Raw genomic sequence first — 24,414 nt, forward strand, 5'->3', positions numbered from 1 at the left:
TGGGCGCGTGGCTCGAACTCGCCATCCCCGTGTGGTCCGGGACACGTGGGATCCACAGTGGACCGACCGGTCAGGCCCCGGTGGCCTCGGCGACCAGCTTCTCGGCCAGTGGCCGGGCGGAGTCGAACGACGTCAGGTCGCCGGTCGAGGTCGCCAGCGACATCGCTCCCTCGAACAGCAGCATCAGCACCCGGCCCAGCCCCTCGGGGTCGCGGCACCCGGCCTCGCGCGCCGATTCCGCGATCCGCCGCTCGAAGCCCTCCTTGTACGAGCGGATCACCTGCTCGGCGGGGTGGCCCGCGGTCGTCAGCTCGACGCTCGCGTTGTGGAACGGGCAGCCCCGGAACCGGACGGGATCGGGGCGGTCGAACAGCCGCGCCAGCCGTTCGCGCGGTGGGAGGGAATCGTCGAACAGGGCCCGCTCGGCGGCGATGACCTTGTTGTCGCGCGCGTGCTCCAGGTACGCGGCGACCAGCTCGTCCTTGCCGCCGTAGAGCTGGTAGAGCGTGCGCTTGGAGACCCCCGCGACCTCGCACAGCTCGCTCACCCCCGTCGCCTGGATCCCGTTGCGGTAGAACAGGCTGGTCGACGCCGCCAGCAGGCGTCTGCGCGGGCTGAGCGGTGGTGCGAAATCCGTGCCTGAAGTCCCCATAGGATTATCGTATCGATTGTTCTGCCCCATTTCACGTAGAATTGCGCCTACGTGGAAACCGATCGGTACCCAATCGCGGCCGGGCCGGTCAGAGGCGGGTGCGAGCCCACCGGGACAGCGCTCGCCGATCGGGGAGTTGCAGCTTGCGCAACACGGCGGCGGCGTGCGTCTCGACCGTGCGCCCGGAGATCGACAGCCGCTCGCCGACCTCCCGGTACGTGTACCCCGCCGCGACCAGCCGCAGCACGTCCCGTTCCCGCGGCGTGAGCCCGTCCAGGTCCGGGTCGCCGCGGAACGCGTCCAGCACGAAACCGGCCAGGTGCGGCGAGAAGTACGCGTCGCCGTCGTGCACCTGGCGGATCGCCGCGCGCAGGTCGGCCCCGGTGATCGCCTTCGTCACGTACCCCCGCGCACCCGCCCGGATCACCGCGATCACGTCCCGCGCGGCGTCCGACACCGACAGCGCGAGGAACCGCACGGCCGGGAACGCGGGCACGGCGGCCTCGAGGATCGCCCGACCGCCACCACCGGGCAGGTGGACGTCCAGCAGCACCACGTCCGGGACCAGCGCGCGGATGGCCTCCAGCGCGGACGTCACGTCCTCCGCTTCGCCGACCACGTCCAGCCCGTCGTCCATCTCGGCCCGCACACCTGACCGGACCAGCGCGTGGTCGTCGACCACCAGCACCCGGATCACCCGTGCCCCAACGGCATCCGCAGCTCCACCTCGGTGCCCTCGCCGAGCGCCGTCCGGATCGTGGCGGCGCCGCCCTCGTGCCGCATCCGCCGTTCGATGGAGTCCGGGATGCCCCGCCGGTTCGCCCCACCGCGGACGACCGGGTCGAAGCCCCGCCCCCGGTCGCGGACCAGCGCGAACACCTCGGACTCGCTGACCTCCGCGAACACCGACACCCGCCGCACACCGCCGTGCTTCGCCGCGTTCGTCAGCGCTTCGCGCACCGCGCCGACGACCGCCCGCGACCGCGGGTCCATCGCGCACGTGCCGACCGACACCAGTTCCACGACCACGTCGAACGTGTCCTCCACGACCTCGGCCGTGGCCGTCACGGCGGCGGCGAAGTCGTTGCCCGCCACGGGCTGCCGCCCGTACAGCCACGACCTCAGGTCGCGCTCGGTGCTCCGCGCCAGCTTGCGGACCTCGGTCGAGTCCGACTGCTTCTGGATCAGCGTCAACGCCTGGAGCACCGAGTCGTGCAGGTGGGCCGCCAGGTCCGCGCGCTCCTCGGCGCGGGCCCTGGCGGCGCGTTCCCTGGCGAGCATCCGGGTGGTGAGGAACAGCCACGGCAACACCACCGCGCCCGCCAGCGCGACCCCTCCGGCGGCCAGCACGGACAGCATCGCCGCGGGCGACGCCACGGTCTCGCGGTAGCCCAGCGCCACCGCGAACCCGACCCCGCCCACGGCGATCACCACCGCCGTGGCCACCACGACCCGGAACAGCCCCAGCAGCTCCGGGTCGTCGCCCAGCCTGGCGCGCACGAGCGCCACCCACGGCCCGACGGCCGCCGTCACCACCACCAGCGTGATCGCGACCACCGCGGGCAGGCTGGGCCGCGCCGTGTGCCCGACGGCCCACATCAGCACGCCGAAACCCAGCAGCCCCAAGCACCCCAGCCAGACCAGGCCGCGCGACCCCATGCGCATCCCCCGATGCTAGGACGTGCGGAACACGTTGCGGGCCAGATCCCGGCGCGGGACGTCGGTGTTCAGCGCGATCAGGTCGCCGAGGCCGTGCCGGTGGTCGATGCCGAACCTCTGCCGCACCATCGCCAGCACGGGGTCGTTGCCCAGGTGGAACCGGTCGCCGTCCCGCATGGCGGTGAACTGCTTCCGCCAGATGGCCAGTTGCAGCTCGCCGAACTCCGTGCCGGGCACGTGCGGCTCCGCGCTCATCCCGACGAACGCGTCCAGCGTCGAGATGTCCCCGTACAACGCCTTCAGCCGGGCCGCCACGCTGGTCCGCCGCACACCCGGCTGGACGAAGTCGATGCTGTCCGGGTCGTCGACCTCCGCGCCCGGCGTCAGCTCGGGGTCGGCCGGGAACGCCTCGGTGGACTCACCGGTGAGGTCCTGGAACGACGCCTTCGGCGCCAGCCCGTACGCCCGCCGCAGCTCGTTGTACGACGGCATCCCGTGGTCCCGCCCGCGTTCCACGTCGATGGCGGCGATGTCGAAGATCGCCGTCAGGCAACCCGACGTGCACCCCGGCTGGGTGAGGGCCAGGCTGCGCACCACGTCGTCGATCTGCTCGTCATTGCGCGACTGCGCCTGCGACGCGAGGCCCTTGAGCAGCGGTCCGAGCTGCACCTCGCCCACGAGTTCCGGCCGGAACGCCCCGAGCGCCGGGGGAATGGTGATCTCCACCCGGGTCCCGTTCTCCACCACCTGCGCCCCCTTGGCGCGCAACGCGTCGAGCTGCTCCGACGAGTACCGCGAGAGTTCCGTCCTCACGAGCACGTTGCCGCGCAGCATGCTGTGCGCTCGGTACCCGACGGTGGCGAACTCGTTCGACAGCGTCGCGTCGACCGAGGGGTCGTAGCCCCGGTAGGGAGCCAGCCGGACCCCCAGCGCGGGGAGGAACTCGGTGTAGGTGATGTGCTGCTGCGTGGCGATCACGACCCGCCGGGCGAGCTGGAACCGCTGCTCCTCCGGCAGCCACGACGGCAGCAGCGACACGATCCTGTTGTGCTCGCGGGCGAACAGCGTTTGCACGGCCGTGAGCGACACGTTCTCGTTGCCGCGGTCGTCGCCCGTCACGACGGCCCGCGCCCCCATGCCGACCGGGTCGTCCGCCTGCGGTGCCGTGGCGACGTCACCCCGTGCGTCCCGGCGCGGCAGCAGGTTGTCCGGCATCAGCAGTTTCGCGCCGTCGCGCATCCACGTCAGCCGGTCGGGCCTGTTGCCGTACACGGCTTCCGCGTCCAGGTACGAGTTCAGCTTGTTCGGCTGCTCCCGCGGCGTCGTGACCCCCGTGCCCGGTGCCGCGGCACTGCGGCTGAACGGCACGAACGGGATGTCGCTGTGGTGGGTCTCCATCGGGGCGCCGTTGACGAACGGGATGCTGCCCGGCTCGTTCGACGAGGCGCGCAGCCCGAACGAGTGGTCCAGGAACTGCCCCCACGCCGTGCCCCACTGGGTGATCCGCTCGGACGGCTGCGTTACCCCGCCGTCCGCGAACACCCGGTTGCTCAGGTACCGCGCGCTCGGCCCCGTGACGGGCTGCCCGACGCCGTCGGCGTAGTGCGCGGGCGCCACCCGCGAGTAGCTCCCACCCGCCGCGCCCCACTCCGGGTGCGCCCGGTTGTTCCCCGTCCCGTCGAGGCTCTGCACCTCGAACGAGACCCCCGCCCCCGCCCCAGCCGTGCCGGTCAGCAGCGACGACCCCGCCACCACCGCCAGCACGACCCCCAGTGATCTCCTGTGTCCCATGGCCCCCATGCTCGTGGGGCCCGGTCGGTCCACACATCCGTAGACGGCCCGCGCCCGCCCCTTAGCCCAAACGGGCGCGGAACTCGTCCACGGTCCGAACCCCGTGGTTCAGCACCGCGTCGTACACGTCGACACCGCTGACGACGTCCGGGTACTCGTCGAGCCGACACCAGTGGTCCTTGATCGTCAGGATCGCCAGCCGGGTCTCGTCGTCGAGCCGGTCGCGGAGCGCGACGGCGTCGGAGAACCCACCCGACGGCCCGGTGCTGGTCCACAGGGACAGGTCGATCTTCCAGTCCCGGTAGTGCACGACCGCGTAGTAGCGCCAGTCCTTGGCCAACCCGGACGGCGTGTGCGGCCCGACGAAGTGCAGGTCCACCACCTCGGGATGCGCCACCAGCTCCCGCACCACGTCGGCCACCTCCCCACGCCCCGCCGACGTGTAGACGCTGATGTCCAGATCCCGCCACACCATCAGCCCGGACGCCGCACTACCGATCACCTGAACCCGCCCGATCCGACCCAGCAGCGCCATGAGGTCAAGATCGCCAACAACCCGCTCAGCCTCCCGCTGAAGCTGCTCCTGCCGCACAAGCAGATCCACCAGCCACTCCTCCCGTGGGCGACCTCGATGGTCACACCACGCCCCCGCCTTCGCACCCACTTTGATGCCGCCGCGCTGCCACGAGTCGTTGAGGAGACCCGAGGCACCGGGGCTTTGTGTCTGGCCGCGGCAGACCCCGCCCAGGTGAAGCGGAGTCTGCCGCAAGTGGGGTGAAGCGAGCCCCGCCCTGGGCGCAGGGGCCAGCCGCTCGCGGCGAGGCTGTCCCCCAGGTGAAGCGGACTCCGCTGTCCCTGACCGAAGTAGGCCCCCATCCTGGGTGGAGCGGCCCCCAGATGAAGCCAAACCCTGCCCCCAGGTGAAGCAGACCCTGCTGACCCTCAGTTGAATTCGGCTTCGCCGCCCCGTCTCTTAGGCGAAGTCGACCTCGCCGCCCGCCCCTCCCGGTGGTCTAGATCTCGTGCACCAGCCGGAACCTCGTGAACTCGCCACTGGTCATTCCGGGGAACTCCTTGACCCTGCGCCACTTCTCGCCGAGCCCGACCGTGCCTTGGCCGGAGTTCTCCAGCGCCGCGACGTGCGCCGCCTCCGACGTCCACTGGGCGTAGTTGAGGGCTCGTGTGCCGTCGGTGCCGAGGTGGAAGTGTGCCGAAATCCCGCCAGGGGCTGGGCCTTTGTCGGTTTCGAGGGCGTCGAAGACCGTGTCGACCCATTCCTGCGGGTTGGCGATGCCGTCGAACTCGGCGGTGACGATGACGACGCACCCGACGGTGGGCGGGTTCGGTTGGGTGAGGCCGCGGTACATCCGGTACTCGACGGCGCCTTCGCGTCGTTCGGTCGGTTCGCCGTGCCACTGCTCGTAGACCAGCGCCGTCTTCCCGCCCAACTCGGCGTACCCCGACGCGGCCAGCAGCCCTTCGGGTTTCTCGCCCGCCAAGGCCTTCTCGACGGCGGCCTCAGGGTCGTCGGTGGTCCAGCTCGTGACGAGCACCACGTCGACGTCCGCGCGTTCCAGGTCAGGCATGGTCGCTCCTCAAGCCGCGTAGGGGGTTCGGGTGTTGGCGTCGCGCAGCGCGCGACCCCACCAGGCCACCTGGTCGAGCATCGCCTCAGCCGCGCGCGTGCAGCCCTCCGGTTCCTTCGGCACGCCGTCGCCGTCGAACTGCCCGCCCGCGTTGGGGAAGCTGACCGTGTCCCGGACCGTGACGGCGTGCAGTTCCGCGAAGACCTGCCGCAGGTGCTCGACGGCCCGCAACCCGCCGGAGATCCCGCCGTACGACACGAAACCGATCGGCTTCGCCCGCCACTGCGTGAAGTGCCAGTCGATCGCGTTCTTCAACGCGGCCGGGTAGCTGTGGTTGTACTCGGGCGTCACGACCACGAACGCGTCCGCCTCGGCGAACTTCGGCGACACGGCGGCGAACTGCGCGACCTCGTCCGGCGTCGGGTCGCTGGTCATCGTCGCGGGCAGGGGCGTTTCCGCGAGGTCGACCACGGTGACCGCGAAGTCCGCGCGCTGCTCGGCCAGCCTGGTGAACCAGGAGGCGACGACCGGTCCGAAGCGGCCGGCACGGGTGCTGCCCACGATGATCGCGAGCCGTAGTGGTTTCGGCATGGCGCAAGCATCAAACTTAAACCAAGGTTCAAGTCAAGCTACGGTGGTCATCATGGCTCAGCTCCCGGCGAACGTTCACGAACTCACGATCGGCGAACTGTCCGAACGCAGCGGTGTACCCACCTCGGCCCTCCGCTTCTACGAACGGGAAGGCCTGATCCGCAGCCGCAGAACACCCGGCAACCAACGCCGCTACGGCCGCGAGGTCCTCCGCCAGATCGCCTTCATCCGCGCCTCCCACCACCTCGGCATCCCGCTGGCGTCCATCGGCGCCGTACTGGCCCTGCTGCCGGAGGGCGTCCCGCCGACCCGCGAGTTCTGGGAGCGCGCGTCGAGCTGCTGGAGCGAGGAGATCAACGCCAGGATCGAGAAGCTCGAACGCATGCGCGACCGCTTCACCGAGTGCATCGGCTGCGGCTGCCTGTCCTTCGACAAGTGCGTCCTGGTCAACCCCGATGATCGCCTGGGCGCCACGACCATCGGCCCCAAGCGCCTCCTGGACCCGTAGACCGGTGACAGCTCTGGCGCTTCACCTGGTCAGGGCCGCGAGATCCACGTTCGGATCGGCGAGGCGGTCCACGTCCGGCGAGGTGCCGATCAGCGACTTGATCTGGTCGTTCACCTCCCAGACGTTCACGTTGATGCCCGCGACGACCACACCACCCTTCAACCAGAACGCGACGAACTCGCGACCCGGCACGTCACCGCGGAACACGACCTGGTCGTAGCCGTCGATGTCGCCGACGAACTCCATGCCGAGGTCGTACTGGTCGGTGAAGAAGTACGGCTGCTCCTGGTAGCTCGCGCCCTTGCCGAGGATCGCGGCGGCGACGGTCGAGGGTTGGTTGAGGGCGTTCGCCCAGTGCTCGACGCGGAGGTGCTTGCCCAGCACCGGGTTGAACGCGTTCGCCACGTCACCCACGGCGTACACGTCCGGGTCGCTCGTGCGCAGCGTCGCGTCCACGACCACCCCGTTGTCCACGTCGAGCCCTTCGGCCAGCTCCACGTTCGGTGTCGCGCCGACCGCCACCAGCACGTGGTCGGCGGGCAGCACCGTGCCGTCGTCGAGCCGCACACCGGTCGCGGTGATCTCCTCGACCCGGCTGTCGAACCGGAACTCCACACCGTGCTCGACGTGCAGGTCCGCGAAGACCCGCGCCAACTCGACACCGAGCGCGCGCTGCAACGGCAACGCCGCCGAGAGCACGACGGTCACCTCCACCCCGGCCTGCCGAGCCGCCGAGGCCGCCTCCAACCCGATCCACCCGCCCCCGACCACGACCAGCCGCGAGCCCGCCGCGAACACCTCCCGCAGCCGGTCGGAATCCTCGACGGTCCGCAGGTAGAGCGCCGACTCCGCACCGGGGATCGACGGCACCCGCGGCGACGACCCCGTCGCGAGCACCAGCTTGTCGTAGTCGAGCCGCGACCCGTCGTCGAGCACGACCTGGTGCGCCGCGAAATCCACCGCGGTAGCCGTTGTGCCCTGCCGCAGCTCGACGGAGTTCTTCGCGTACCAGTCGTCCGGCAACGCTTTGAAGCTCACCCGGTCGTCCTTGCCGCCCAGGTACCCCTTGGACAGCGGAGGCCTCTCGTACGGGTGGTGGGATTCACCCGCCACCAGCACCACAACACCGTCGTACCCTTGCGCGCGCAGGGCCTCAGCGGTCTTGGCACCCGCCAAACCGCCGCCCAGGATCACGATCGTCATGGGTCAGTCGTACACCCTCCGGCGGTTGTCGGCTGGTCGATCGCCCTCGCTAGGCGGACAGCCGTCCCACCCCGGCGAAACCGGGGAAGCGAGCCGCGTCCGGCCCCAGGTCCTCCGGCGATTCGGGACGCCACAGCGGGATGCGGGTCACGCCCGGATCGACCAGGTCGAAGCCGTCGAAGAACGCGGTCACCTCGGTGTGACCCCGCGACGAGAGGGGCGTGACCGACGCGGCGTACAGGTCGCGGTACCGCTGCCAACCCTCCGGTTCCTCACCCGGTTCGGCGCCCAGTTGCGACAGGGCCAGGTGGCTCCCGGCGACCAGGCGGTCGCGGTAGCCCGCGATGATGCCCGCCGGGTTCTGCGAGTCCGGCACGAAGTGCAGCAGCGCCACCATCAGCACCGCCACCGGCTCGCCCAGGTCGAGCAGACCCCGGACCTCTGACGACCCCAACACGGTCTCGGGGTCGCGGATGTCGGCTTGCAGCACCGCCACCTGGTTGTCGTTCGCGAGCATCAACCGGCTGTGCGCCACGGCGACCGGATCGAGGTCGACGTAGACGACCTTCGAGTCCGGAGCGGCCTGACGAGCCACCTCGTGCACGTTGCCGACCGTCGGGATCCCCGAACCGAGGTCCAGGAACTGCCGCACACCCGCCGCCGCGAGATGCCGAACGGCCCTGCGCAGGAACGCCCTGTTCATCAGGATCGCCGACTTCAGACTGGGCATGATGCCCAACGCCTGGTTGGCCAACGTCCGATCCGCCGCGAAGTTGTGCGCGCCTCCCAGCCAGTAGTCGTAGACCCTCGCGATGCTCGGTCGTTCCAGGTCGATCTCGTTCGGTGCCCAATCAGGTCGTACCACCGGCTCATGGTGGCAGAAGATCTTCTACCTGCGCCTTCAGGTGGTGGGCGGGTCGGAGGTATGAGGATTTTTGATGGATGGCCTCCAGGGGGGCGAAGGGGACGAGGTGGGTGGGGTGGCAGGGGGCTTGGGTGGCAGGGGGCGTGGGGAGAGGCGGCTGGGGAGGTGTCGGTGGTCGGGGGTGGTGGGCGTGGGGATGGAGGGCTGGATGGTCGCGGCGACCGCGGCCGGAGAGGTGGAGGCCGGAGGTGGTGAGGCCGGAACTGGCCGTGGTTGGGAGGGGGCGGTGGTCGTGGGGGTGATGGGGCGGTGGTCGTGGGGGTGATGGGGCCGGCTGGGTGGTGACGGTGGCCGGAAGCGGAAGCGGAAGCGGAAGCGGAAGCGGAAGCGGAAGCGGAAGCGGAAGCGGAAGCGGGCGCGGAAGAGGAGGCGGAAGCGATGGCGGTGGCGGAAGGGGCGGTGGGAGCGGAAGGGGAAGGGGTGGCCGTGGCGGTGGCGGAAGGGGGGTGGAAGCGGAAGCGGAAGTGGAAGGGGTGGCGGAAGTGGAAGCGGTGGTGGAAGCGGAGGTAGTGGTGGTGGCCGGAGATGACCGCGCTTGTGGAGGTGGTCGCGGTTATGGGGGTGGCGGCGGTCGCGGTTGTGGAGGTGGGGCAGCGGAGGTGGTGGAGGTGGGGGCGGTTGCGGTGGGGGTGGCGGCGGTCGGGCGCGGTTGCGGAGGTGGAAGTGGTGGTGGCTGGAGATGACGGCGGTTGCGGGGGTGGTCGTGGTGGTGGGGTGGCGGCGGTTGTGGAGGTGGGGGCTGTTGTGGGGTGAGGGGGTGGTTGTGCGTGGTGACAGGGGATGACAGTGGGATGTCGGTGGAGTGGCAGTGGGGGTGGTGAGGGTGGTGGGGACGGGTTGTTGAGATCGATCGTGGAGTTGCCATGAATTTGCAGGTCCTCATCGTGGGTGCCGGTCCGGCTGGCCTTGTTCTCGCGTGTGATCTCGCGCGGCGCGGGGTGACCGCTCGACTTGTCGACAAAGCGCCCTCGTACTTCCTCGGGTCGCGGGGGGACGGGTTGCAGCCCCGCACGTTGGAGGTCTTTGACGACCTCGGCGTGCTCGACGCGATCCTGGAAGCCGGTGGCACGGCGCCGTTGACGCGCGTCTACGACGGGGCCGAGGTGGTGGCGGAGATGCGCATGGCCGAGCCGACCGAGCCCACGCCCGACGTGCCCTACCCGAACCTCTGGTTCGTGCCGCAGTTCCGCACGGAGGAGATCCTGCGGGCCCGGCTGGTCGAACTGGGGGGTCGGGTCGAACTCGCCACCGAACTGGTCGCCTTCACCCAGGACGCCGATGGTGTGACCGCCACCCTCCGCCACGACGGCGTGGACGAGGTGGTGCGGGTGGACTACCTGGTCGGGGCCGACGGGGGGAAGAGCACCGTGCGCAAGCAGGCGGGCATCGAGTTCGTCGGGGACACCGACGAGACGATCACCGCCATGCTCGCCGACGTCCGCGTCGACGGCCTCGACCCGGCCTACGGGTACGCCTGGGTCACCGGCGGCATCGCGCTGTCACCCCTCGCGGGCACGGACCTGTTCACCCTCACCGGCCAGCCGCCCGCCGACGGGTCTCCGGTGACCTCCGAGTTGCTCCAGGGGCTGGTCGACGACGCCTCCGGGCGCACCGACATCCGGATCCGCGAGGTCGTCTGGGCGACCGTGTGGCGGGCCAACGTCCGCGTCGCCTCCCGGTTCCAGGAAGGCCGGGTGCTGCTGGTCGGCGACGCCGCGCAGGTCTGCCCGCCCACCGGGGGCCAGGGGCTGAACACCGGGGTGCAGGACTCGTACAACCTGGGCTGGAAGCTCGCGGGGCCGAGGGAACTCGTCGACACCTACGCCGCCGAGCGGGAGCCGATCGCCCGTGGCGTGCTGGACCTGGCCGCGCGGGCGCTGCGGCGGCACGTCGACGGCGACGAGGACGCGCACCAGCGCGGAGCCGAGTTCCACCAGTTGGCGCTGAACTACCGCGGTGGCCCGCTGAGCCGCGACGACCGATCGACGCCAGGGCCGGTGCGGGCAGGCGACCGCGCGCCGGACGCGCCGTGCCAGGAGGACGGTGAACCGGTGCGGTTGTTCGACCTGTTCCGGGGACCGGGGTGGACCGTGCTGGAACTCCGCGATGGCGAGGTGATCGCCGGCGACCGCACGCTGTTGGACGTCGACGGCCACGCACGGGCCGCGTACGGCGCGGAGGGGTTCGTGCTCGTGCGTCCCGACGGCTACATCGGGTTGACGACGGACGACCGGGACGCGGTCGGCGAGTACCTGGAGGCGGGAACACTGGCCGTCAGCCGGTGAGGGCAGGGAGGTCATACGTCGACGTTAGGGCGAATGGAGTAGTCCGCAAAGGGTGAAACCGGAAACTGTGGACAACTCCAGGGCCTGTGGACAACTTGTCAACGGACGCCGAAAAGACCAGGTCACGGCCCGACGAAAATCGCGGAGGCTGTGGATGGAGACCGGTACCCGAGGGAGAACGCCCTCAGGTACCCCTCCTCTCCCAACTCCGAGGCGCACCGGGCCCGCAACTCCCGCACCTCGGGATCCAGCGTCTCCTCGACACCCCGCAACCCGGCCGCCGCACCCAACGCGCCCGCAGCCAGGTCCGGGAACCCCTGCTCCACGCACCACCGAGCGGCGTTCTCCATCACCAGACCCCGCAGCGGCCCGTCGAGGATCGCCGCAACCCCCTCCACCGCCACCCGGTGCCGTTCACGGGCCTCGTCGAAGCGCGACAACCGCGCGAGCACCACGGCGGCGGTGGAGTGCAGCAGCACGACGAAGTGCGGCGTCGGCTGCGCCTCGGCGGCCGGGTCGACGGCCCGCACCAGCCGCCACGACTCGGTGAGCCACCGGTCCGCGGTGGCCCAGTCGCCCCGGCGGCAGGCCACCTCGGCCCGAGCGTGGTGCACCCGCGCGAGCGCGACGTCGTCCGAGCGGGCGGCGATCTCCCACGCCCGCACCAGTTCCGCCTCGGCGGCGTCGCACCACCCCGCGCGGGCCCGCATCCTGGCCGACGTGGTGAGCAGCATGACCGGCCCGAGCAGCGCGTCGTCCCCGCCAAGCACGGCGCTGCTCGCGCGGGCGTCGTCCAACGCCGCCACCGCGCCCGCCGCGTCACCCCGGTTGTCCAGCACCACGGACTGCTCGTAGCAGGCGAACGTCCGCCCCCAGCGGTCCCCGGCGACGTCGAACCCCGCCAGCGCGGAACGCAGGTGCCGCTCCGCGGAAGGGGTTCCGCCGGGTGTGAGCTCGGCGGCCACGATGCCGTGCACCAGGTGCCCGAAGGCGTCGAGCCAGGGGTCGGCGTCGCCGACGAAGCGGTCCCCGAGCGCCGTGGCGTGCGTGAGGGGGTCGGACGGCATCCAGGTGCTGATGGTCCACGCCGCGAACACCGCCGGGTGCACTATCGCCGTGTCCTCGACGTCCTGCCCGGAAGCCAAGCGGCACAGGGTGAACGCGTCCGCCAGACCGTCGGGTGCCTCGCCCGCCGCCGCGTGCACCGCCGCAGCGCGCTCGGCCGCCTCCCGCCGCGCGCCCAGCACGAACCACGGCCACAGGCGCGCGGCGAACATCCTCAGCGCCAGGTCGGCGTGGCCCGCGGCCAGCGCGTGGTCGAGCGCGGCGTCCAGGTTGCCGCGGTCCCGGTCCAGTCTGGCGAGCCACAAGGCCTGCGAACGCCCGCGCACGTGGGGTTCCGCGAGTTCGGCGAACGACGTGAACCACTCCGCGTGCCGCGTCGCCGTGCCGTCGTCCGCCAGTTTCTCCGCCGCGTACTCCCGCACGGTCGCCAGCAGCCCGTACCGCACGTCGCCGTCGTGCTCGGTCACGCCCACCAGTGACTTGTCCACCAAGGCGGACAACAGGTCCAGCGGATCGTCGTCGGTGCACGCCCACCGCACGGCGTCGGCGGAAGCGCCGCCCACGAACACCGACAATCGGGCCAGCAGCGCGCGTTCGTCGTCGGAGAGCAGGTCCCAGCTCCAGTCGACCACGGCCCGCAGCGTGCGGTGCCTGGCCGCCGCCGTCCGGTCGCCCCGGTCCAGCAGTCGGAACCGGTCGCCGATCCGCGCGGCGAGCTGGTCCGGGGTCATCGACCGGAGCCGTGCCGCCGCCAGTTCGATCGCCAGCGGCAGCCCGTCCAGCTCGGCGCACACCCGTTCGACGTCCGGCGTGACCACGAAACCGGGCCGTACGGCCGAAGCGCGGTCGCGGAACAGCGAGACCTGAGCAGTAGAGTCCAAAGTGGACACCTGGTGCAGCGCCTCGCCGGTGATCCCCAACGGTTCCCGGCTCGTTGCCAGCACCCGCGCCGACGGCGTGCGCGCCAGCAGCACGCCGACGAGCTTCGCGACGGCGTCGACCAGGTGCTCGCAGTTGTCGAGCACCAGCACCACCCGGCGGTCCGCGACCACCTCCACCAGCCGGTCCACGGCGTCCGTCCGGCCGGGCAGCACGCCCACACCGGGCCGTCCGAGCAGCGCGAGCACGGTCGGCGCCACCCGCTCCGGGTCCGTCACCGCCCCCAGTTCGACCATCCACGCCTCGTCCGCCAGCCGGGCCGCGACCTCCACCGCGAGCCGCGTCTTGCCCACGCCGCCGGGGCCGGTCAACGTCACCAACCTGTTGTCCCGCAACCGGTCCCGCACCAGGTCGAGGTCGGCGTCCCGGCCGACGAACGTCGTCCAGCGCGCGGGCACGTTGCCGCGTCGCGGAGCCGCCTCGCCCCGCAGGGCCAGCAGGTGCGCCTCCCGCAGTTCCCGCCCCGGATCGGCGCCCAGTTCCTCGACCAGCGCGAGCCGCACGCGTTCGTGCGCCCGCAACGCCTCCGCGTGCCTGCCCTCGGCGCACAGGGCCCGCACCAGCCGGGCGTGCGCCCGTTCCCGCAGCGGGTGCGCCGCGCACAGCTCCGCCAACTCCGGCACCAGTCCGGCCACGCCCGTGTCGGCCAGGTCCTCCAGCGCGGAGACGCGCGACTCGACCAGCGCGGGGGAGTCGAACGGCGGATCGCCGCGCCACAGGTCCAGCGCGGCCCGCAGCAGCAGCGCGGCACGGGACGGCTCCACGGCCCGAGCCTCGGCCACGAGCCGTTCGAACTCCCACAGGTCCACCGAGTCCGCCGACAGGTCCAGTCGGTACCCGGTCGGCTCCAGCACGATCGCGGCCCGTCCGACACCGGTGTCCGCGTCCAGCGCTCTCCGCAACCGCGCCACCACCGACTGCAACGCCGCCACCGGTTCCGCGGGCTGCTCGTCCGGCCACAGGTCGGCGCACAGCGCGGCCGTGCCCACGACCCGGCCCCGTGCCAGCGCGAGCCGGGTGAGCAGCGCCCTCGGACCGCCGCCGCCGACCGCCAGCGACGTGCCGTCCGCGCCGCGAACCTCCAGCGGCCCCAAGATCCCGATGCGCATCACCCGGAAGCTTAGAACTCCGCCGCCGCAATGATTGATCCGTCCTATCCGGATCTTCGTGGACGCGAATTCCGGGGCCGAGCCGCGCCGATCGCGGTGGACACGCCGTAGCCCGTGGCGTCGTTGGTTATCGTAGCCATGGGGTCGCGAGGCCCGCCGGTGGCCAGGTGCGCCCCGACGGAATTGAGAACCGAACGACGGTGGGGAAGATGTCGACTATGGGGAATCTGCGGTCTCGGGTGCTCGCCAGGCTCGGAAGGGGCTACTTCGCGCGCTTGCAGAAAAAGCCCTTGGACCTTTCGACGCTGTCTTTCTTCCCCCATTCCGCCCTCATGCCGTTGCGCCGCGACGGCGTCGACCCCGTGCCGGAACTGGGGGCCCGCCGCAGGCGCGAGCCCGTGAGCAAGCTGAAGCTGCCGTTCGGCATCAACGTGTGGTTGGTCACGGGCTACGAGGAGTCGAAGGAGGTGCTCGGCAAGGTCGACGAGTTCAGCAACGACTTCGCGAACCTCGTCGGCACGTCCGGAGGCCTCTCCGCGGAGAGCAACCCCGGTGGCCTGGGGATGGCGGACCCGCCCGTGCACACCCGGTTGCGCCGCCTGCTGACACCCGAGTTCACCATGCGCAGGCTCAGCAGGCTGGCCCCGCGCATCGACGCCATCGTCGAGGAGCGCCTGGACGCCATGGCCGCCGCCGACGGTCCGGTGGACCTGGTCGAGGCCTTCGCCCTGCCCATCCCGTCGCTGGCGATCTGCGAGCTGCTCGGCGTCCCGTACGAGGACCGGGAGGACTTCCAGCGCCTCAGCATGACCAGGTTCGACCTGTTCGCGGGCGCGAACCCGTCGCTCGGCGCCATGTCCGAGTCGCTCGCGTACTTCATGGACGTGGTCAAGAAGCAGCGCGAGAACCCCGGTGACGGCCTCCTCGGCATGATCATCAAGGATCACGGCGACGAGGTCGGCGACCGCGAGCTGGCAGGCCTGGCCGACGGCGTGCTGACCGGCGGTTTCGAGACCACCGCCAGCATGCTCGCGCTCGGCGCGCTGGTGCTGCTGGAGGACCGCGAGGCGTTCGCCCAGATCCGTGACGACGACTCGGTCGTGAACCCGTTCGTCGAGGAGCTGCTGCGCCACCTCACGGTCGTGCAGGTCGCCTTCCCCCGCTTCGCCCGCACCGACGTGGTTATCGGCGGCAAGCACATCGCCAAGGGCGACGTCGTCGTGTGCTCCCTCAGCGGGGCGAACCGCGACGAGTCGATGGGCGAGGACATGGAGGCGTTCGACCCGTCCCGCAAGTCCCCGTCCCACCTCGCGTTCGGCTACGGCATCCACCGCTGCATCGGCGCCGAGCTGGCCCGCATGGAGCTGCGCGCCGCGTACCCCGCGCTGGTCCGGCGGTTCCCGAACATGCGGCTGCACGGCACGCAGGCCGACCTGGCGTTCCGCAAGACCTCGGTCGTGTACGGCGTCGAAGCCCTGCCGGTGGTGCTGGGCGGCTAGACCGTCGCCAACGCCTCGGTGGGCGTGAGCCTGGCCGCGCGGATCGACGGGTGGATGCCCGCCAGCACCCCGACGACCACCGCGAGCACGCCCGGTCAGGGGTCGGCGTTCACCGTGCGGCTACCGGTTCACGGCTGACCTCCCGCGAGTCCACGACCCGCAGGCCCGCGAACACCCCGGACAGGCCGCGGTGCCCCTTGGTGCGCCACGCCCCGACCAGGCTCGCGAACAGCCACAGCGAGAGCAGCCCCTGCCACGAGTTCGAGCCGGTCGCGGTTTCCAGGCCGCTGACCAGGAAGTAGCCGCCCGACCCCGTCAGGAACCGGATCAGCGCCCGCCAGAGCACCGGCGGCCCCTCCGGTCGCAGCCGGACGGACCGCTGGCCGGGCGTCGCGCCGTGGCTGAACAGCGGCACGACCAGGAGCAGGACCACGGCGGGCAGCCACTCGCCGAGCACCGCGTCCCGCACGGGGTGCGCGTCGAGCACCGCGAGCGACCGGTTGTTCGAGAAGAGGTACTCGACCGCGCTGGCGACCACGACGAGCGCCACGCCCGCGAGGGTGACGCCGATCAGGTCCAGCACCATCCCGAGCACCCGCCGCCCGGTCGTCACGGGCCGGGGTGCCGCCGCGTCCGCCGCGGCCACCGCGGCGGCGGGCCTGGTCAGCAGCGCGCCGACGGCCGCGCCGAGCGTGTTGAACAGCAGGTCGCCCGTGTCGAACAGCCGGTACGGGCACTGGAACAGGAACCACACGCCGGTGAGCTGGGTGCACTCGATGAGCAGCGAGACCCCGAAGCCCGTCGCGATCGCGGTCCCGACGCCCTTCCCGAACAGCCGCCGCAGGAAGAACCCCCAGGGCATGAACAGCACGGCGTTGAACACCACCTGTTGGAGTGCCGGGTTCGACAGGAGGCCGGTGCGGAACTTCCGCATGTCGGAGAGGAACTCCAGCGGGTTCCACACCGGCTGCGCGAGCGCGGTGTTCGCCGCGCAGAACTGGGCGTCCACGACGGGCTGGGGGAGCAGCGTGTAGGTGACCAGCGCGAGCGCGTAGACCAGGAACGCCAGCCCCAGGACGGCCCGGCCGATGCCGAGCGTGCCGCGGAGCCGGTAGCTGCGCGCGACGAAGGGGAGCACCAGCACGAACGCCAGCGCGAACCCGCCCAACAGCGCCAACAGGGTCTGACCGGTCCACTGGGACATCACCGGAGGGTAAGCAGAAGCGCTGGTCCGCGCGCGCCGAAGATCACCGCCCCGGCACCGGCGTGACACGTGTGGTGCGGGCTGGTAACGATTGTCCACGTCCTGCGCGGCACCCCTGTTGACACTTCGTTCACCGTGTCGTAGAAATCAGCTATCCAATATCCTATAGGATTGAGGCTGGCAATGAGGCCGTTCGCGAAGCGGACCAGGCTGTGCGCGGTGGCCGTAGGGCTGCTCGCGGTCACGGTCGGATGCACCACCAGGGGGTCGGACGCCGGGCAGTCGGCGGCCGGACCCGACAAGAAGGACGTGTCGAGCGTCAAGGTCGCCTTCGTCCCCGGCGGCCCGCACCCCTACTTCCAGCCGTGGAAGGCCGCGGCCGACCAGGTGAAGGCCGACTTCAAGGTCGGCGGCACGGTCTTCGACGAGACCAGCCAGTGGGACCAGGCGAAGCAGAACAGCGCGCTGAACTCGTTGGCGTCGCAGGGTTACAACGCGATGGGCATCTTCGGCGTCTCGCCGACGGACATCAACAGCACGTTCACCGACCTGAAGGCCAAGGGCATCACCGTCGCCTCGCTGGGTTCCTGCCCGGCCGGTGACAAGGACGAGGCGGACTTCTGCCTCTCCACCGACGTCGGCGAGGCCGCGTACAAGGCGGCCAAGACCGCCATCGAGGCCATGAACGGCACCGGCAAGCTGGTCCACCTCACCGGCAACAACGTCGACGCCAACACCCAGCGCCGCATCGCGGGCGTGCAGAAGGCCGTGGACGAGACCGGCGGCAAGGTCAGCATCCTGACCACCATCCCGGACATCGACAAGGACCTCCAGACCGCGCAGAAGGCCGTGGCGGACCTGCTTTCCGCGCAGGGCAACCAGATCCAGGGCATCGTCACGACGGCGTACAACCCCGCGGTCGCGGCGGCGGCGGGCGTGAAGTCGGCCGGTCTGCCGATCAAGGTCGTGGCGATCGACGACGACGCGACCATCCTGGCGGGCATCAAGGACGGCTCGGTCGCGGCGACCATCGCGCAGAACCCGACCGGTCAGGCCTACGTGGGCGGGTGGGCACTGGCCCAGCTCGCCACCGGCGCCTGCACGATGGCGACGCCGGGCACGACGGTCGACTCCGGCTCGTTCGTGATCACCAAGACCAACGTCGACACCTACGACACCGAGCGCAAGGCCAAGACGACGCAGCTCACGGAGCAGTTCAAGAGCAGCGTCCTCAAGTGTTCCTGACCTGAACGAGCGCACGGAGAGGGGCCCGCGGTGGCCGTCGTCAGCAGAGCCGAGGCGTTCATCGTCGACCTGGAGGTGGAACAGGTCCGCACCGACGCGGTGCAGGCCTTCCTCAAGCAGGAGACCATTTTCGTGGAGGTGGGCACCGACGACGGCGCCGTGGGGCTCGGCTACTCCTACACGATCGGCACGGGCGGGACCGCGGTGCACGCGCTGCTCCGCGACCACCTGCTGCCGAGGCTCGTCGGCCAGGACTCCCGGCTCGTGGAAGGCGTGTGGCACGACCTGTTCGCGTCCACCCGCTCCACGACCGTCGGAGCCATCACGTCGCTCGCCCTCGCGGCGGTCGACACGGCACTGTGGGACCTCAAGTGCCTCCGCGCGGGCGAGCCGCTGTGGCGGGTCGCGGGCGGGTTCCGGCCGAAGGTCCCCCTGTACGACACCGAAGGCGGCTGGCTGCACCTGAGCACGGACGAGTTGGTGCTCGGCGCGAAGGCCGCCGTCGACGCCGGGTGGAACGGGATCAAGGTCAAGGTGGGCAAGCCGACCGCGCACGAGGACCTCGAACGCCTGATGGCCGTGCGGGACGCCGTCGGACCCCGGTTCGACCTGATGGTCGACGCCAACCAGTCCATGACGGCCGCCGAGGCGATCCGGCGGGCCGAGGCGTTCGCGCCCGTCGACCTGTTCTGGCTGGAGGAACCGCTGCCCGCCGACGACGTCGCCGGGCACGAACGGCTGGCCCGCTCCACCAGCATCCCGATCGCCGTCGGCGAGTCGATGTACTCCGTCGGCCAGTTCCGCGACTACCTCGAACGCGGCGCGGCGTCCATCGTGCAGGTGGACGTGGCCCGTGTCGGCGGCATCACGCCGTGGCTCAAGGTCGCGCACCTGGCCGAGGCGTTCAACGTGGCCGTGTGCCCGCACTTCCTGATGGAGCTGCACGTGAGCCTCACCGCGGCCGTCCCCAACGGCCGGTACGTCGAGCACATCCCGCAGTTGCGGGCGATCACGACGGCGGAGATGTCCGTCGAGGACGGTCAGGCCGTCGCGCCGTCCACGCCGGGCCTGGGCATCGCGTGGGACCGCGACGCCATGGACGACCGGAGAGTCGCGTGACCCTCCAGGTCCTCCGGCGGTCGCTCGCCGACCAGCGCACCGGGCTGGTGCTGCTGCTCGTCCTGCTGGTCGTGGTGTTCGGGTCGTTGATCCCCACGTTCTTCGACGACCGGTTCGTCGTGTTCCCGCTGCTGCGCGACGTGGCCACGTTGACCGTGGTCGGGTTGGCGCAGTTGGCGGTGCTGTCCATCGGGCACCTGAACATCGCGGTCGGGCGGATGGCGGCGTTCGGCGCGATGTTCATGGGGCTGGCCTACGAGCAGTGGCACCTGCCGCTGTACGCCGGGCTGGTCATCGGGGTCGCCGCCGGTGCCGCGATCGGCGCGCTGACCGGGTTGATCATCACGTCGTCCGGGGTCAACTCGTTCGTCGTGACGCTGGCGATGGACTTCGCGCTGCTGGGGTTCGTGTCCCTGGTGTACTCGGAGCTGACGACCTCGGCGGCGTTCACGACGAAACCCGCCGGGATGCAGGAACTCCGGACGTTCTCCCTCGCCGACGTGTGCGTCGGACCGGTCTGCGGCACGAGCGCAATCCCACAGCTCGCGATCTTCGCGGTGCTGGCCATGCTCGCGGTCGGCTACCTGTACTCCCGCGCCCGCACGGGCCGCGAGATGCTCATGGTCGGCAGCAACGCCGTCGCCGCCGAGCTGTCCGGGATCCCGGTAGACCGCCGGATCGTCGGCGCGCACGCGCTGTCCGGCGGGCTGGCGGCGTTGGCGGGCTTCATGCTCGCGGTCACCAGCGGCTCGTTCACCGCGACCATCGGGTCGGAGTTCATGCTCCCGTCGTTCCTCGGGCCGGTGCTCGGCGGGACGCTGCTGACCGGCGGCGCGGTGTCGATCATCGGCACGTTCCTCGGCACGTCGCTGACCCAGGTCATCCGGCAGGGGCTCACAATGCTGGGGGCCAGCGTGCAGAGCCTGTCGATCTCACTGGGGATCATCCTGCTGGCGGCGCTGTCGCTCGACCGCGTGCGCCAGGTCATCTCCGAGCGGAAGGCGGTCCGGCGGTGATCACGCTCGACGCACGGCTCAGGTCGAACGAGACCACGCTCGCCGTGGTGGCGGTGGTCGGGTACACCGCGCTCGTGGTGACCTCCGGCGGCTCGCTGCTCAGCGGGTCCGCCATCGAGACCTTCTTCGCCTACCTCGCCGTTCCGGTCCTCATCGGACTCGCGCAGCTCGTCGCGCTGGCGGTGGGGCAGATGAACCTGTCCGTCGGCGCGCTGGGCGGGTTCGTGGCCTGCGCGGGCGGTGTCGCCATGGCGCAGCACGGGGTCCCGGTGTGGCTGGCGGTGCCGGGCGCGCTGGCGCTCGGCGCGTTCGTCGGCGTGCTCAACGGACTGCTGGTGGTGCTGACCCGGATCAACGGGTTCATCGTCACGCTCGCCACCATGACGATCCTGACCGGCCTCCAGTACGAACTCGTCGGCACCACCACGGTGTCGGACTACTCGCCGGTGCTGCGGGACCTCGGCCGGGCCGCGATCTTCCACATCCCCGTGGTGTTCCTGGTCGCGCTGGCCGCGGCCGTCGTGCTCGCGGTGTTCCTGCGCCGGGCGGTGCCGGGTCGACATCTGCTCGCCAGCGGCGGGAACCCGTTGGCGGCCAGGCTTTCCGGCATCTCCAACAACCGGTCGATCGTGGTGGCCCACGCGCTGTCCGGGCTGCTGATCGGTGTCGCCGCGGTCGTCACGCTGGCGTCCGCGCCGGGCGTGAACCAGAGCATCGGCGGCGACTGGCTGCTGGCCAGCTTCGCCGCGCCCATCATCGGCGGGGTCGCGCTGTCCGGTGGGGCCGTGTCGGTGTCCGGGACCGTGCTGGCCGCCGTCATCATCCGGCTGGTCGACGTGGCCCGCGCCCAGTTCTCGCTGAACCCGAGCTGGGTCAACTTCGTGGTCGGCGCGGTGGTGCTCGGCACCGTCGTGCTCACCCACCGTCGAGGGGCGGCGTAGTGCTCATCGCACAAGACCTGGTGAAGCTGTTCCCCGGCGTCCGGGCGCTGGACGGGGCGAGTCTCCGGATCGAGCCGGGGTCGGTGCACGCGCTGCTCGGCGAGAACGGGGCCGGGAAGTCCACCCTGATCAAGATTTTGACCGGGGTGTACCGGCCGGACGGCGGCACGCTGTCGGTCGGCGGCGTCGAGGTGCACCTGGACTCCCCGCAGGCCGCGTCCCGCGCGGGAGTCGGTGTGGTGCACCAGGAGCGCAACCTCGTGCCGGAGTTCTCCATCGGGGAGAACATCGTCCTGCAACGCCTGCCCGCCAAGGGGGGCCTGCTGGACCGCGCGGCCATCCGGGCGGAGGCCAAGCGGTGCCTCGACCTCCTCGACCTCGACCTGGACCCCGATCGCCGGGTGCGCGGACTGCCGGTGTCGCAGCTCCAGTTGATCGAGGTGGCCAAGGCGCTGTCCATGGACAGCAGCGTCCTGCTGCTCGACGAGCCGACCACCGCCAGCACGCCGAGCGAGGTCGAGCGGCTGTTCGAGGTCATCCGGAAGCTGCGGGACAACGGCACCGCCGTGCTGTTCGTCAGCCACAAGCTGGAAGAGGTCTACGAGCTCTGCGACACGGTCACTGTGCTGCGGGACGGCGTGTCCGTGCTGGAGTCCACGCCGCTCGCCGACCTGGCGAAGCAGGACCTGATCAGCGCGATGGTCGGCCGCGCGCACAGCGCCGTCGACCTGCCCGCGCGGCCCGCCGTCACCGCGGAACCGGTGTTGGAGCTGTCGGCCGTCTCCACCGCCGCCGGCCACCGCGACATCTCGCTCTCGTTGCGGCCGGGGGAGATCCTGGGCCTCTACGGGCTCGTCGGCGCCGGGCGGAGCGAGCTGGCGAAGGCCGTGCTCGGGCTGTCCGCCATCACGGCGGGGGAGCTGCGGGTGCGCGGGAAGGCCGTGAACATCAAGGACGTGCGCGACGCGCTGCGCGGGCACCGCATCGGGTACGTGCCGGAGGACCGCAAGGAGGAAGGGCTCTTCCTCGACCAGCCGGTGACGAAGAACATCGCCGTGGCCGTGTGGGACCGGCTCCGGACGCGGATCGGCGGCGTCTCCGCGAAGAGCGAGCGCGCGCTGGCCGAGACCTACGTCGAACGGCTGGGCATCCGGCTGTCGTCCACGGACAAGCTGGTCGGCGAGCTGTCCGGCGGCAACCAGCAGAAGGTCAGCCTGGCCAAGTGGTTGGCGGCGGAGACCGAGATCCTGATCATCGACGAGCCCACGGTCGGCATCGACGTCCGCACCAAGGCCGCGTTCCACGAGCTGATCTGGCAGTTGGCCACCGACGGCCTCGCCGTCCTGCTGATCACCAGCGACCTGGTCGAGATGGTCACCCTCGCCGACCGGATCGTGGTGATGCGGGACTTCCACGTGTGCGGCGAAGTGGTCAACGACCACGAGTACGAACCGACCAGCCACCGCGTGATGGGGTTGATCCACCAGGACGCGGAGTGAAAGCGATCGGGGCGACGCCGGTGCGTGCCCACTCGGCAAGAGCGGGGCGGTCGACGAGGACGATCCCCATGGTCGCGGCGAAGTCCCTGGCGGGCTTGGTGAACGTCGACGTCGTGACGATCACCGCGTGGTGTGCCCCGTGGACGGCCCGAGCGGTGCCGGAGAAGCGCTGCAACGCCGCGGAACCGACCTTGTTGTTCGTGCTGTAGCGCTTGCACTGCACCACGATCCGGTAGCCGTCCGGCGCGATGGCCGACACGTCGGCGCCCAGGTCCCCGGCCCCACCGACGACCCGCACGTCCACGCACCCCGACCGGCCCAACAGCCTGGCGGTCCACCACTCGAAGTCGGTTCCGCCCATGCCGTCGGTGACTTCGATCGCCCGGTCCCGTTCGGCCTGCCACGCCTCGTGGGCCAGTCGCCTTCGCTGCCGCACCACCAGCACGGCCGTGCCGATCGCCGACAGCACGGCGAAGATCGCGGCGGACCACCCCGGGTGTGCCTGGACGAAGAGCACCGCCAGCCACACCGCGGCGACTGCTCCGCCGACCCACCAACCCCTGAACGCCTTCTTGCGGCGCCGTGCGGCCATCGTCCCCCCTCGTAGCCGTCCAGGGTGCTGGACGGCCGGGCGACGCCGACAGGTCCCGACGGGTGGGAGCACACCGTCGATCGGGTGGTTCCGGGCGTCGGGGAGGAGGTTGGCTACTGCCGCGGGTAGGCGGCGCGGAGGCGGGCCCTGGAAGAGGTGAGGTGGGCTCGCATGGCGGCCTCGGCGGCGTCGGGTCGCTGGTCGGCGATGGCCTGCACCACCAGTTCGTGCTCGCGCTTGGTCTCGTCCGCCATGCCGGTGCGGAAGTAGAGGCGGTAGTTGTGCGTGTGCGCGTGCAGCCGGGAGAGGGCGTCGACGATCAGGTGGTTGCCCGACGCCTCGGCGATCGTCCGGTGCAGCAGCGCGTCCAGCACCGCGAAGTCCCGGTAGCCCTGGTAGTTCTCGCCGTTGGGACGGCTCGCCATGTCGTTGACGACCTTGTGCAGGTGGTTCACCTGGGACTTGGAGGCGCCGCTCGCCGCCAGCCCCGCCGCGGCGGGCTCGATCAGCAGGCGGAACTCGTACAGGTTGTCCAGCGACACCTGGTCCATGAGCGGGGCGACGATGTAGCCCGCGTGGGGGCGCTTCGCGACCAGGCCGTCGGATTCGAGCTTGGTCATCGCCTCGCGGACCGGGGTGGGGGAGACCTCCAGCTCGCGCGCTATGCCGTCGATGGAGAGCCGGGCGCCGGGAGCGAGGTCGTTGTCCATCAGCATGCCCTTGATGGCCTCGTAGACCGTGTCGCGCAGCATCGTCCGCGGTGGCGGTGTCAACCGCGGCAGACCTGACGGCGCGTCCTTGGGCACTGTGGTCAACCTCCCTCGTTCCCTTCCGACCCGGTCGTTCGATCTTAGGCCCGCTCCTCGCGTTCGCCGACCGCCGCCACGAGCGAGTCGGCGTGGGCAAAATGAGGACTACTTCATATCTGATATCCGATCTTACCCCATGTGGCCGGTTTGGTCCTGGACCAATCGCGGAGGCCGTGA

The 24,414-nt window shown here is 71.0% G+C and carries 22 protein-coding genes; 9 read left to right on the plus strand and 13 right to left on the minus strand.

Annotated features, from left to right (window positions below; all coding sequences use genetic code 11):
* Positions 1-70: 70 nt before the first annotated feature.
* The 7 genes from NZH93_RS03840 to NZH93_RS03870 all read right to left on the minus strand — a co-directional run bounded on the left by NZH93_RS03840 (position 71) and on the right by NZH93_RS03870 (position 6,279).
* On the minus strand, positions 71-652 hold the full coding sequence (locus tag NZH93_RS03840; RefSeq protein ID WP_259621498.1) for a TetR/AcrR family transcriptional regulator: 582 nt from the start codon (positions 650-652) through the stop codon (positions 71-73).
* 88 nt (positions 653-740) lie between these two features.
* Positions 741-1,346 (minus strand): response regulator, encoded by a 606-nt coding sequence (locus NZH93_RS03845; protein WP_308214177.1) that lies wholly within the window; start codon positions 1,344-1,346, stop codon positions 741-743.
* A complete protein-coding gene (locus NZH93_RS03850) occupies positions 1,346-2,317 on the minus strand; it encodes a sensor histidine kinase (RefSeq protein WP_259621500.1) in 972 nt (323 codons plus the stop codon). Before NZH93_RS03850 ends, NZH93_RS03845 begins: the two co-directional genes overlap by 1 nt.
* Positions 2,318-2,326: 9 nt before the next feature.
* Complete coding sequence (locus tag NZH93_RS03855) at positions 2,327-4,102, minus strand: peroxidase family protein (RefSeq protein WP_259621501.1); 1,776 nt, start codon at positions 4,100-4,102, stop codon at positions 2,327-2,329.
* A gap of 61 nt (positions 4,103-4,163) precedes the next feature.
* Complete coding sequence (locus tag NZH93_RS03860) at positions 4,164-4,706, minus strand: hypothetical protein (RefSeq protein ID WP_259621502.1); 543 nt, start codon at positions 4,704-4,706, stop codon at positions 4,164-4,166.
* Positions 4,707-5,115: 409 nt separating this feature from the next.
* A complete protein-coding gene (locus tag NZH93_RS03865; RefSeq protein ID WP_259621503.1) occupies positions 5,116-5,688 on the minus strand; it encodes an antibiotic biosynthesis monooxygenase in 573 nt (190 codons plus the stop codon).
* Positions 5,689-5,697: 9 nt separating this feature from the next.
* Positions 5,698-6,279, minus strand: coding sequence for an NADPH-dependent FMN reductase (locus NZH93_RS03870; RefSeq protein WP_259621504.1), 582 nt, complete (start codon positions 6,277-6,279; stop codon positions 5,698-5,700).
* Between the two features lie 52 nt (positions 6,280-6,331).
* Here NZH93_RS03870 and soxR point away from each other — a divergent pair, with 52 nt between their 5' ends.
* Positions 6,332-6,787 carry a redox-sensitive transcriptional activator SoxR gene (gene soxR / locus NZH93_RS03875; RefSeq protein ID WP_259621505.1) on the plus strand — a complete coding sequence of 152 codons (456 nt, stop codon included), beginning with the start codon at positions 6,332-6,334 and terminating at the stop codon, positions 6,785-6,787.
* 21 nt (positions 6,788-6,808) lie between these two features.
* On the opposite strand, the gene NZH93_RS03880 is transcribed toward soxR, so the two are convergent.
* On the minus strand, positions 6,809-7,990 hold the full coding sequence (locus tag NZH93_RS03880) for an NAD(P)/FAD-dependent oxidoreductase (protein ID WP_259621506.1): 1,182 nt from the start codon (positions 7,988-7,990) through the stop codon (positions 6,809-6,811).
* A gap of 49 nt (positions 7,991-8,039) precedes the next feature.
* Positions 8,040-8,855 (minus strand): SAM-dependent methyltransferase, encoded by an 816-nt coding sequence (locus tag NZH93_RS03885; protein ID WP_259621507.1) that lies wholly within the window; start codon positions 8,853-8,855, stop codon positions 8,040-8,042.
* A 585-nt stretch (positions 8,856-9,440) separates the two neighbouring features.
* Here NZH93_RS03885 and NZH93_RS03890 point away from each other — a divergent pair.
* Together NZH93_RS03890 and NZH93_RS03895 are read left to right on the plus strand one after the other, a co-directional pair.
* On the plus strand, positions 9,441-9,668 hold the full coding sequence (locus NZH93_RS03890) for a hypothetical protein (RefSeq protein ID WP_259621508.1): 228 nt from the start codon (positions 9,441-9,443) through the stop codon (positions 9,666-9,668).
* A gap of 110 nt (positions 9,669-9,778) precedes the next feature.
* The gene (locus NZH93_RS03895; protein ID WP_259621509.1) at positions 9,779-11,200 is read left to right on the plus strand and encodes an FAD-dependent monooxygenase; all 1,422 of its coding nucleotides are present in this window, start codon (positions 9,779-9,781) and stop codon (positions 11,198-11,200) included.
* 122 nt (positions 11,201-11,322) lie between these two features.
* Here NZH93_RS03895 and NZH93_RS03900 read toward each other — a convergent pair whose 3' ends face one another.
* Positions 11,323-14,313: an AfsR/SARP family transcriptional regulator gene (locus NZH93_RS03900; protein WP_259621510.1), complete on the minus strand. Its 2,991-nt coding sequence runs from the start codon at positions 14,311-14,313 to the stop codon at positions 11,323-11,325.
* 218 nt (positions 14,314-14,531) lie between these two features.
* Between NZH93_RS03900 and NZH93_RS03905 the strand changes: the two genes are divergently transcribed.
* A complete protein-coding gene (locus tag NZH93_RS03905) occupies positions 14,532-15,812 on the plus strand; it encodes a cytochrome P450 (RefSeq protein WP_259621511.1) in 1,281 nt (426 codons plus the stop codon).
* Positions 15,813-15,921: 109 nt separating this feature from the next.
* Here NZH93_RS03905 and NZH93_RS03910 read toward each other — a convergent pair whose 3' ends face one another.
* Positions 15,922-17,016, minus strand: a complete 1,095-nt coding sequence (locus NZH93_RS03910; protein ID WP_259621512.1) for a VanZ family protein — start codon at positions 17,014-17,016, stop codon at positions 15,922-15,924.
* Between the two features lie 183 nt (positions 17,017-17,199).
* On the opposite strand from NZH93_RS03910, the gene NZH93_RS03915 reads away from it, so the two are divergent.
* The 5 genes from NZH93_RS03915 to NZH93_RS03935 are packed head-to-tail and all read left to right on the plus strand — an operon-like array spanning position 17,200 to position 22,836.
* Positions 17,200-18,261 (plus strand): sugar ABC transporter substrate-binding protein, encoded by a 1,062-nt coding sequence (locus tag NZH93_RS03915; protein WP_259621513.1) that lies wholly within the window; start codon positions 17,200-17,202, stop codon positions 18,259-18,261.
* A gap of 30 nt (positions 18,262-18,291) precedes the next feature.
* Positions 18,292-19,380 (plus strand): mandelate racemase/muconate lactonizing enzyme family protein, encoded by a 1,089-nt coding sequence (locus tag NZH93_RS03920; RefSeq protein ID WP_259621514.1) that lies wholly within the window; start codon positions 18,292-18,294, stop codon positions 19,378-19,380.
* Positions 19,377-20,396 (plus strand): ABC transporter permease, encoded by a 1,020-nt coding sequence (locus NZH93_RS03925; protein WP_259621515.1) that lies wholly within the window; start codon positions 19,377-19,379, stop codon positions 20,394-20,396. The genes NZH93_RS03920 and NZH93_RS03925 overlap by 4 nt, the downstream gene beginning before the upstream one ends.
* Positions 20,393-21,337 carry an ABC transporter permease gene (locus tag NZH93_RS03930; RefSeq protein ID WP_259621516.1) on the plus strand — a complete coding sequence of 315 codons (945 nt, stop codon included), beginning with the start codon at positions 20,393-20,395 and terminating at the stop codon, positions 21,335-21,337. The genes NZH93_RS03925 and NZH93_RS03930 overlap by 4 nt, the downstream gene beginning before the upstream one ends.
* Positions 21,337-22,836, plus strand: coding sequence for a sugar ABC transporter ATP-binding protein (locus tag NZH93_RS03935; RefSeq protein ID WP_259621517.1), 1,500 nt, complete (start codon positions 21,337-21,339; stop codon positions 22,834-22,836). Before NZH93_RS03930 ends, NZH93_RS03935 begins: the two co-directional genes overlap by 1 nt.
* Here NZH93_RS03935 and NZH93_RS03940 read toward each other — a convergent pair.
* Together NZH93_RS03940 and NZH93_RS03945 are read right to left on the minus strand one after the other, a co-directional pair.
* On the minus strand, positions 22,769-23,428 hold the full coding sequence (locus NZH93_RS03940; RefSeq protein ID WP_259621518.1) for a restriction endonuclease: 660 nt from the start codon (positions 23,426-23,428) through the stop codon (positions 22,769-22,771). The genes NZH93_RS03935 and NZH93_RS03940 overlap by 68 nt on opposite strands.
* A gap of 113 nt (positions 23,429-23,541) precedes the next feature.
* Positions 23,542-24,234 carry a GntR family transcriptional regulator gene (locus tag NZH93_RS03945; protein WP_259622152.1) on the minus strand — a complete coding sequence of 231 codons (693 nt, stop codon included), beginning with the start codon at positions 24,232-24,234 and terminating at the stop codon, positions 23,542-23,544.
* Positions 24,235-24,414 lie beyond the last annotated feature (180 nt).

It is taken from the genome of Umezawaea endophytica (genome assembly GCF_025061645.1).
GTDB lineage: Bacteria > Actinomycetota > Actinomycetes > Mycobacteriales > Pseudonocardiaceae > Umezawaea > Umezawaea endophytica.

What these genes read in the sequence shown, in the direction of transcription:
- NZH93_RS03890 (WP_259621508.1), top strand. Translation starts at nt 9,441, where the DNA reads ATGACCGCGCTTGTGGAGGTGGTCGCGGTTATGGGGGTGGCGGCGGTC.
- NZH93_RS03880 (WP_259621506.1), bottom strand. Translation starts at nt 7,990, where the DNA reads ATGACGATCGTGATCCTGGGCGGCGGTTTGGCGGGTGCCAAGACCGCT.
- NZH93_RS03855 (WP_259621501.1), bottom strand. Translation starts at nt 4,102, where the DNA reads ATGGGACACAGGAGATCACTGGGGGTCGTGCTGGCGGTGGTGGCGGGG.
- NZH93_RS03905 (WP_259621511.1), top strand. Translation starts at nt 14,532, where the DNA reads ATGGGGAATCTGCGGTCTCGGGTGCTCGCCAGGCTCGGAAGGGGCTAC.
- NZH93_RS03870 (WP_259621504.1), bottom strand. Translation starts at nt 6,279, where the DNA reads ATGCCGAAACCACTACGGCTCGCGATCATCGTGGGCAGCACCCGTGCC.
- NZH93_RS03865 (WP_259621503.1), bottom strand. Translation starts at nt 5,688, where the DNA reads ATGCCTGACCTGGAACGCGCGGACGTCGACGTGGTGCTCGTCACGAGC.
- NZH93_RS03895 (WP_259621509.1), top strand. Translation starts at nt 9,779, where the DNA reads ATGAATTTGCAGGTCCTCATCGTGGGTGCCGGTCCGGCTGGCCTTGTT.
- NZH93_RS03910 (WP_259621512.1), bottom strand. Translation starts at nt 17,016, where the DNA reads ATGTCCCAGTGGACCGGTCAGACCCTGTTGGCGCTGTTGGGCGGGTTC.
- NZH93_RS03940 (WP_259621518.1), bottom strand. Translation starts at nt 23,428, where the DNA reads ATGGCCGCACGGCGCCGCAAGAAGGCGTTCAGGGGTTGGTGGGTCGGC.
- soxR (WP_259621505.1), top strand. Translation starts at nt 6,332, where the DNA reads ATGGCTCAGCTCCCGGCGAACGTTCACGAACTCACGATCGGCGAACTG.
- NZH93_RS03900 (WP_259621510.1), bottom strand. Translation starts at nt 14,313, where the DNA reads ATGCGCATCGGGATCTTGGGGCCGCTGGAGGTTCGCGGCGCGGACGGC.
- NZH93_RS03850 (WP_259621500.1), bottom strand. Translation starts at nt 2,317, where the DNA reads ATGCGCATGGGGTCGCGCGGCCTGGTCTGGCTGGGGTGCTTGGGGCTG.
- NZH93_RS03915 (WP_259621513.1), top strand. Translation starts at nt 17,200, where the DNA reads ATGAGGCCGTTCGCGAAGCGGACCAGGCTGTGCGCGGTGGCCGTAGGG.
- NZH93_RS03840 (WP_259621498.1), bottom strand. Translation starts at nt 652, where the DNA reads ATGGGGACTTCAGGCACGGATTTCGCACCACCGCTCAGCCCGCGCAGA.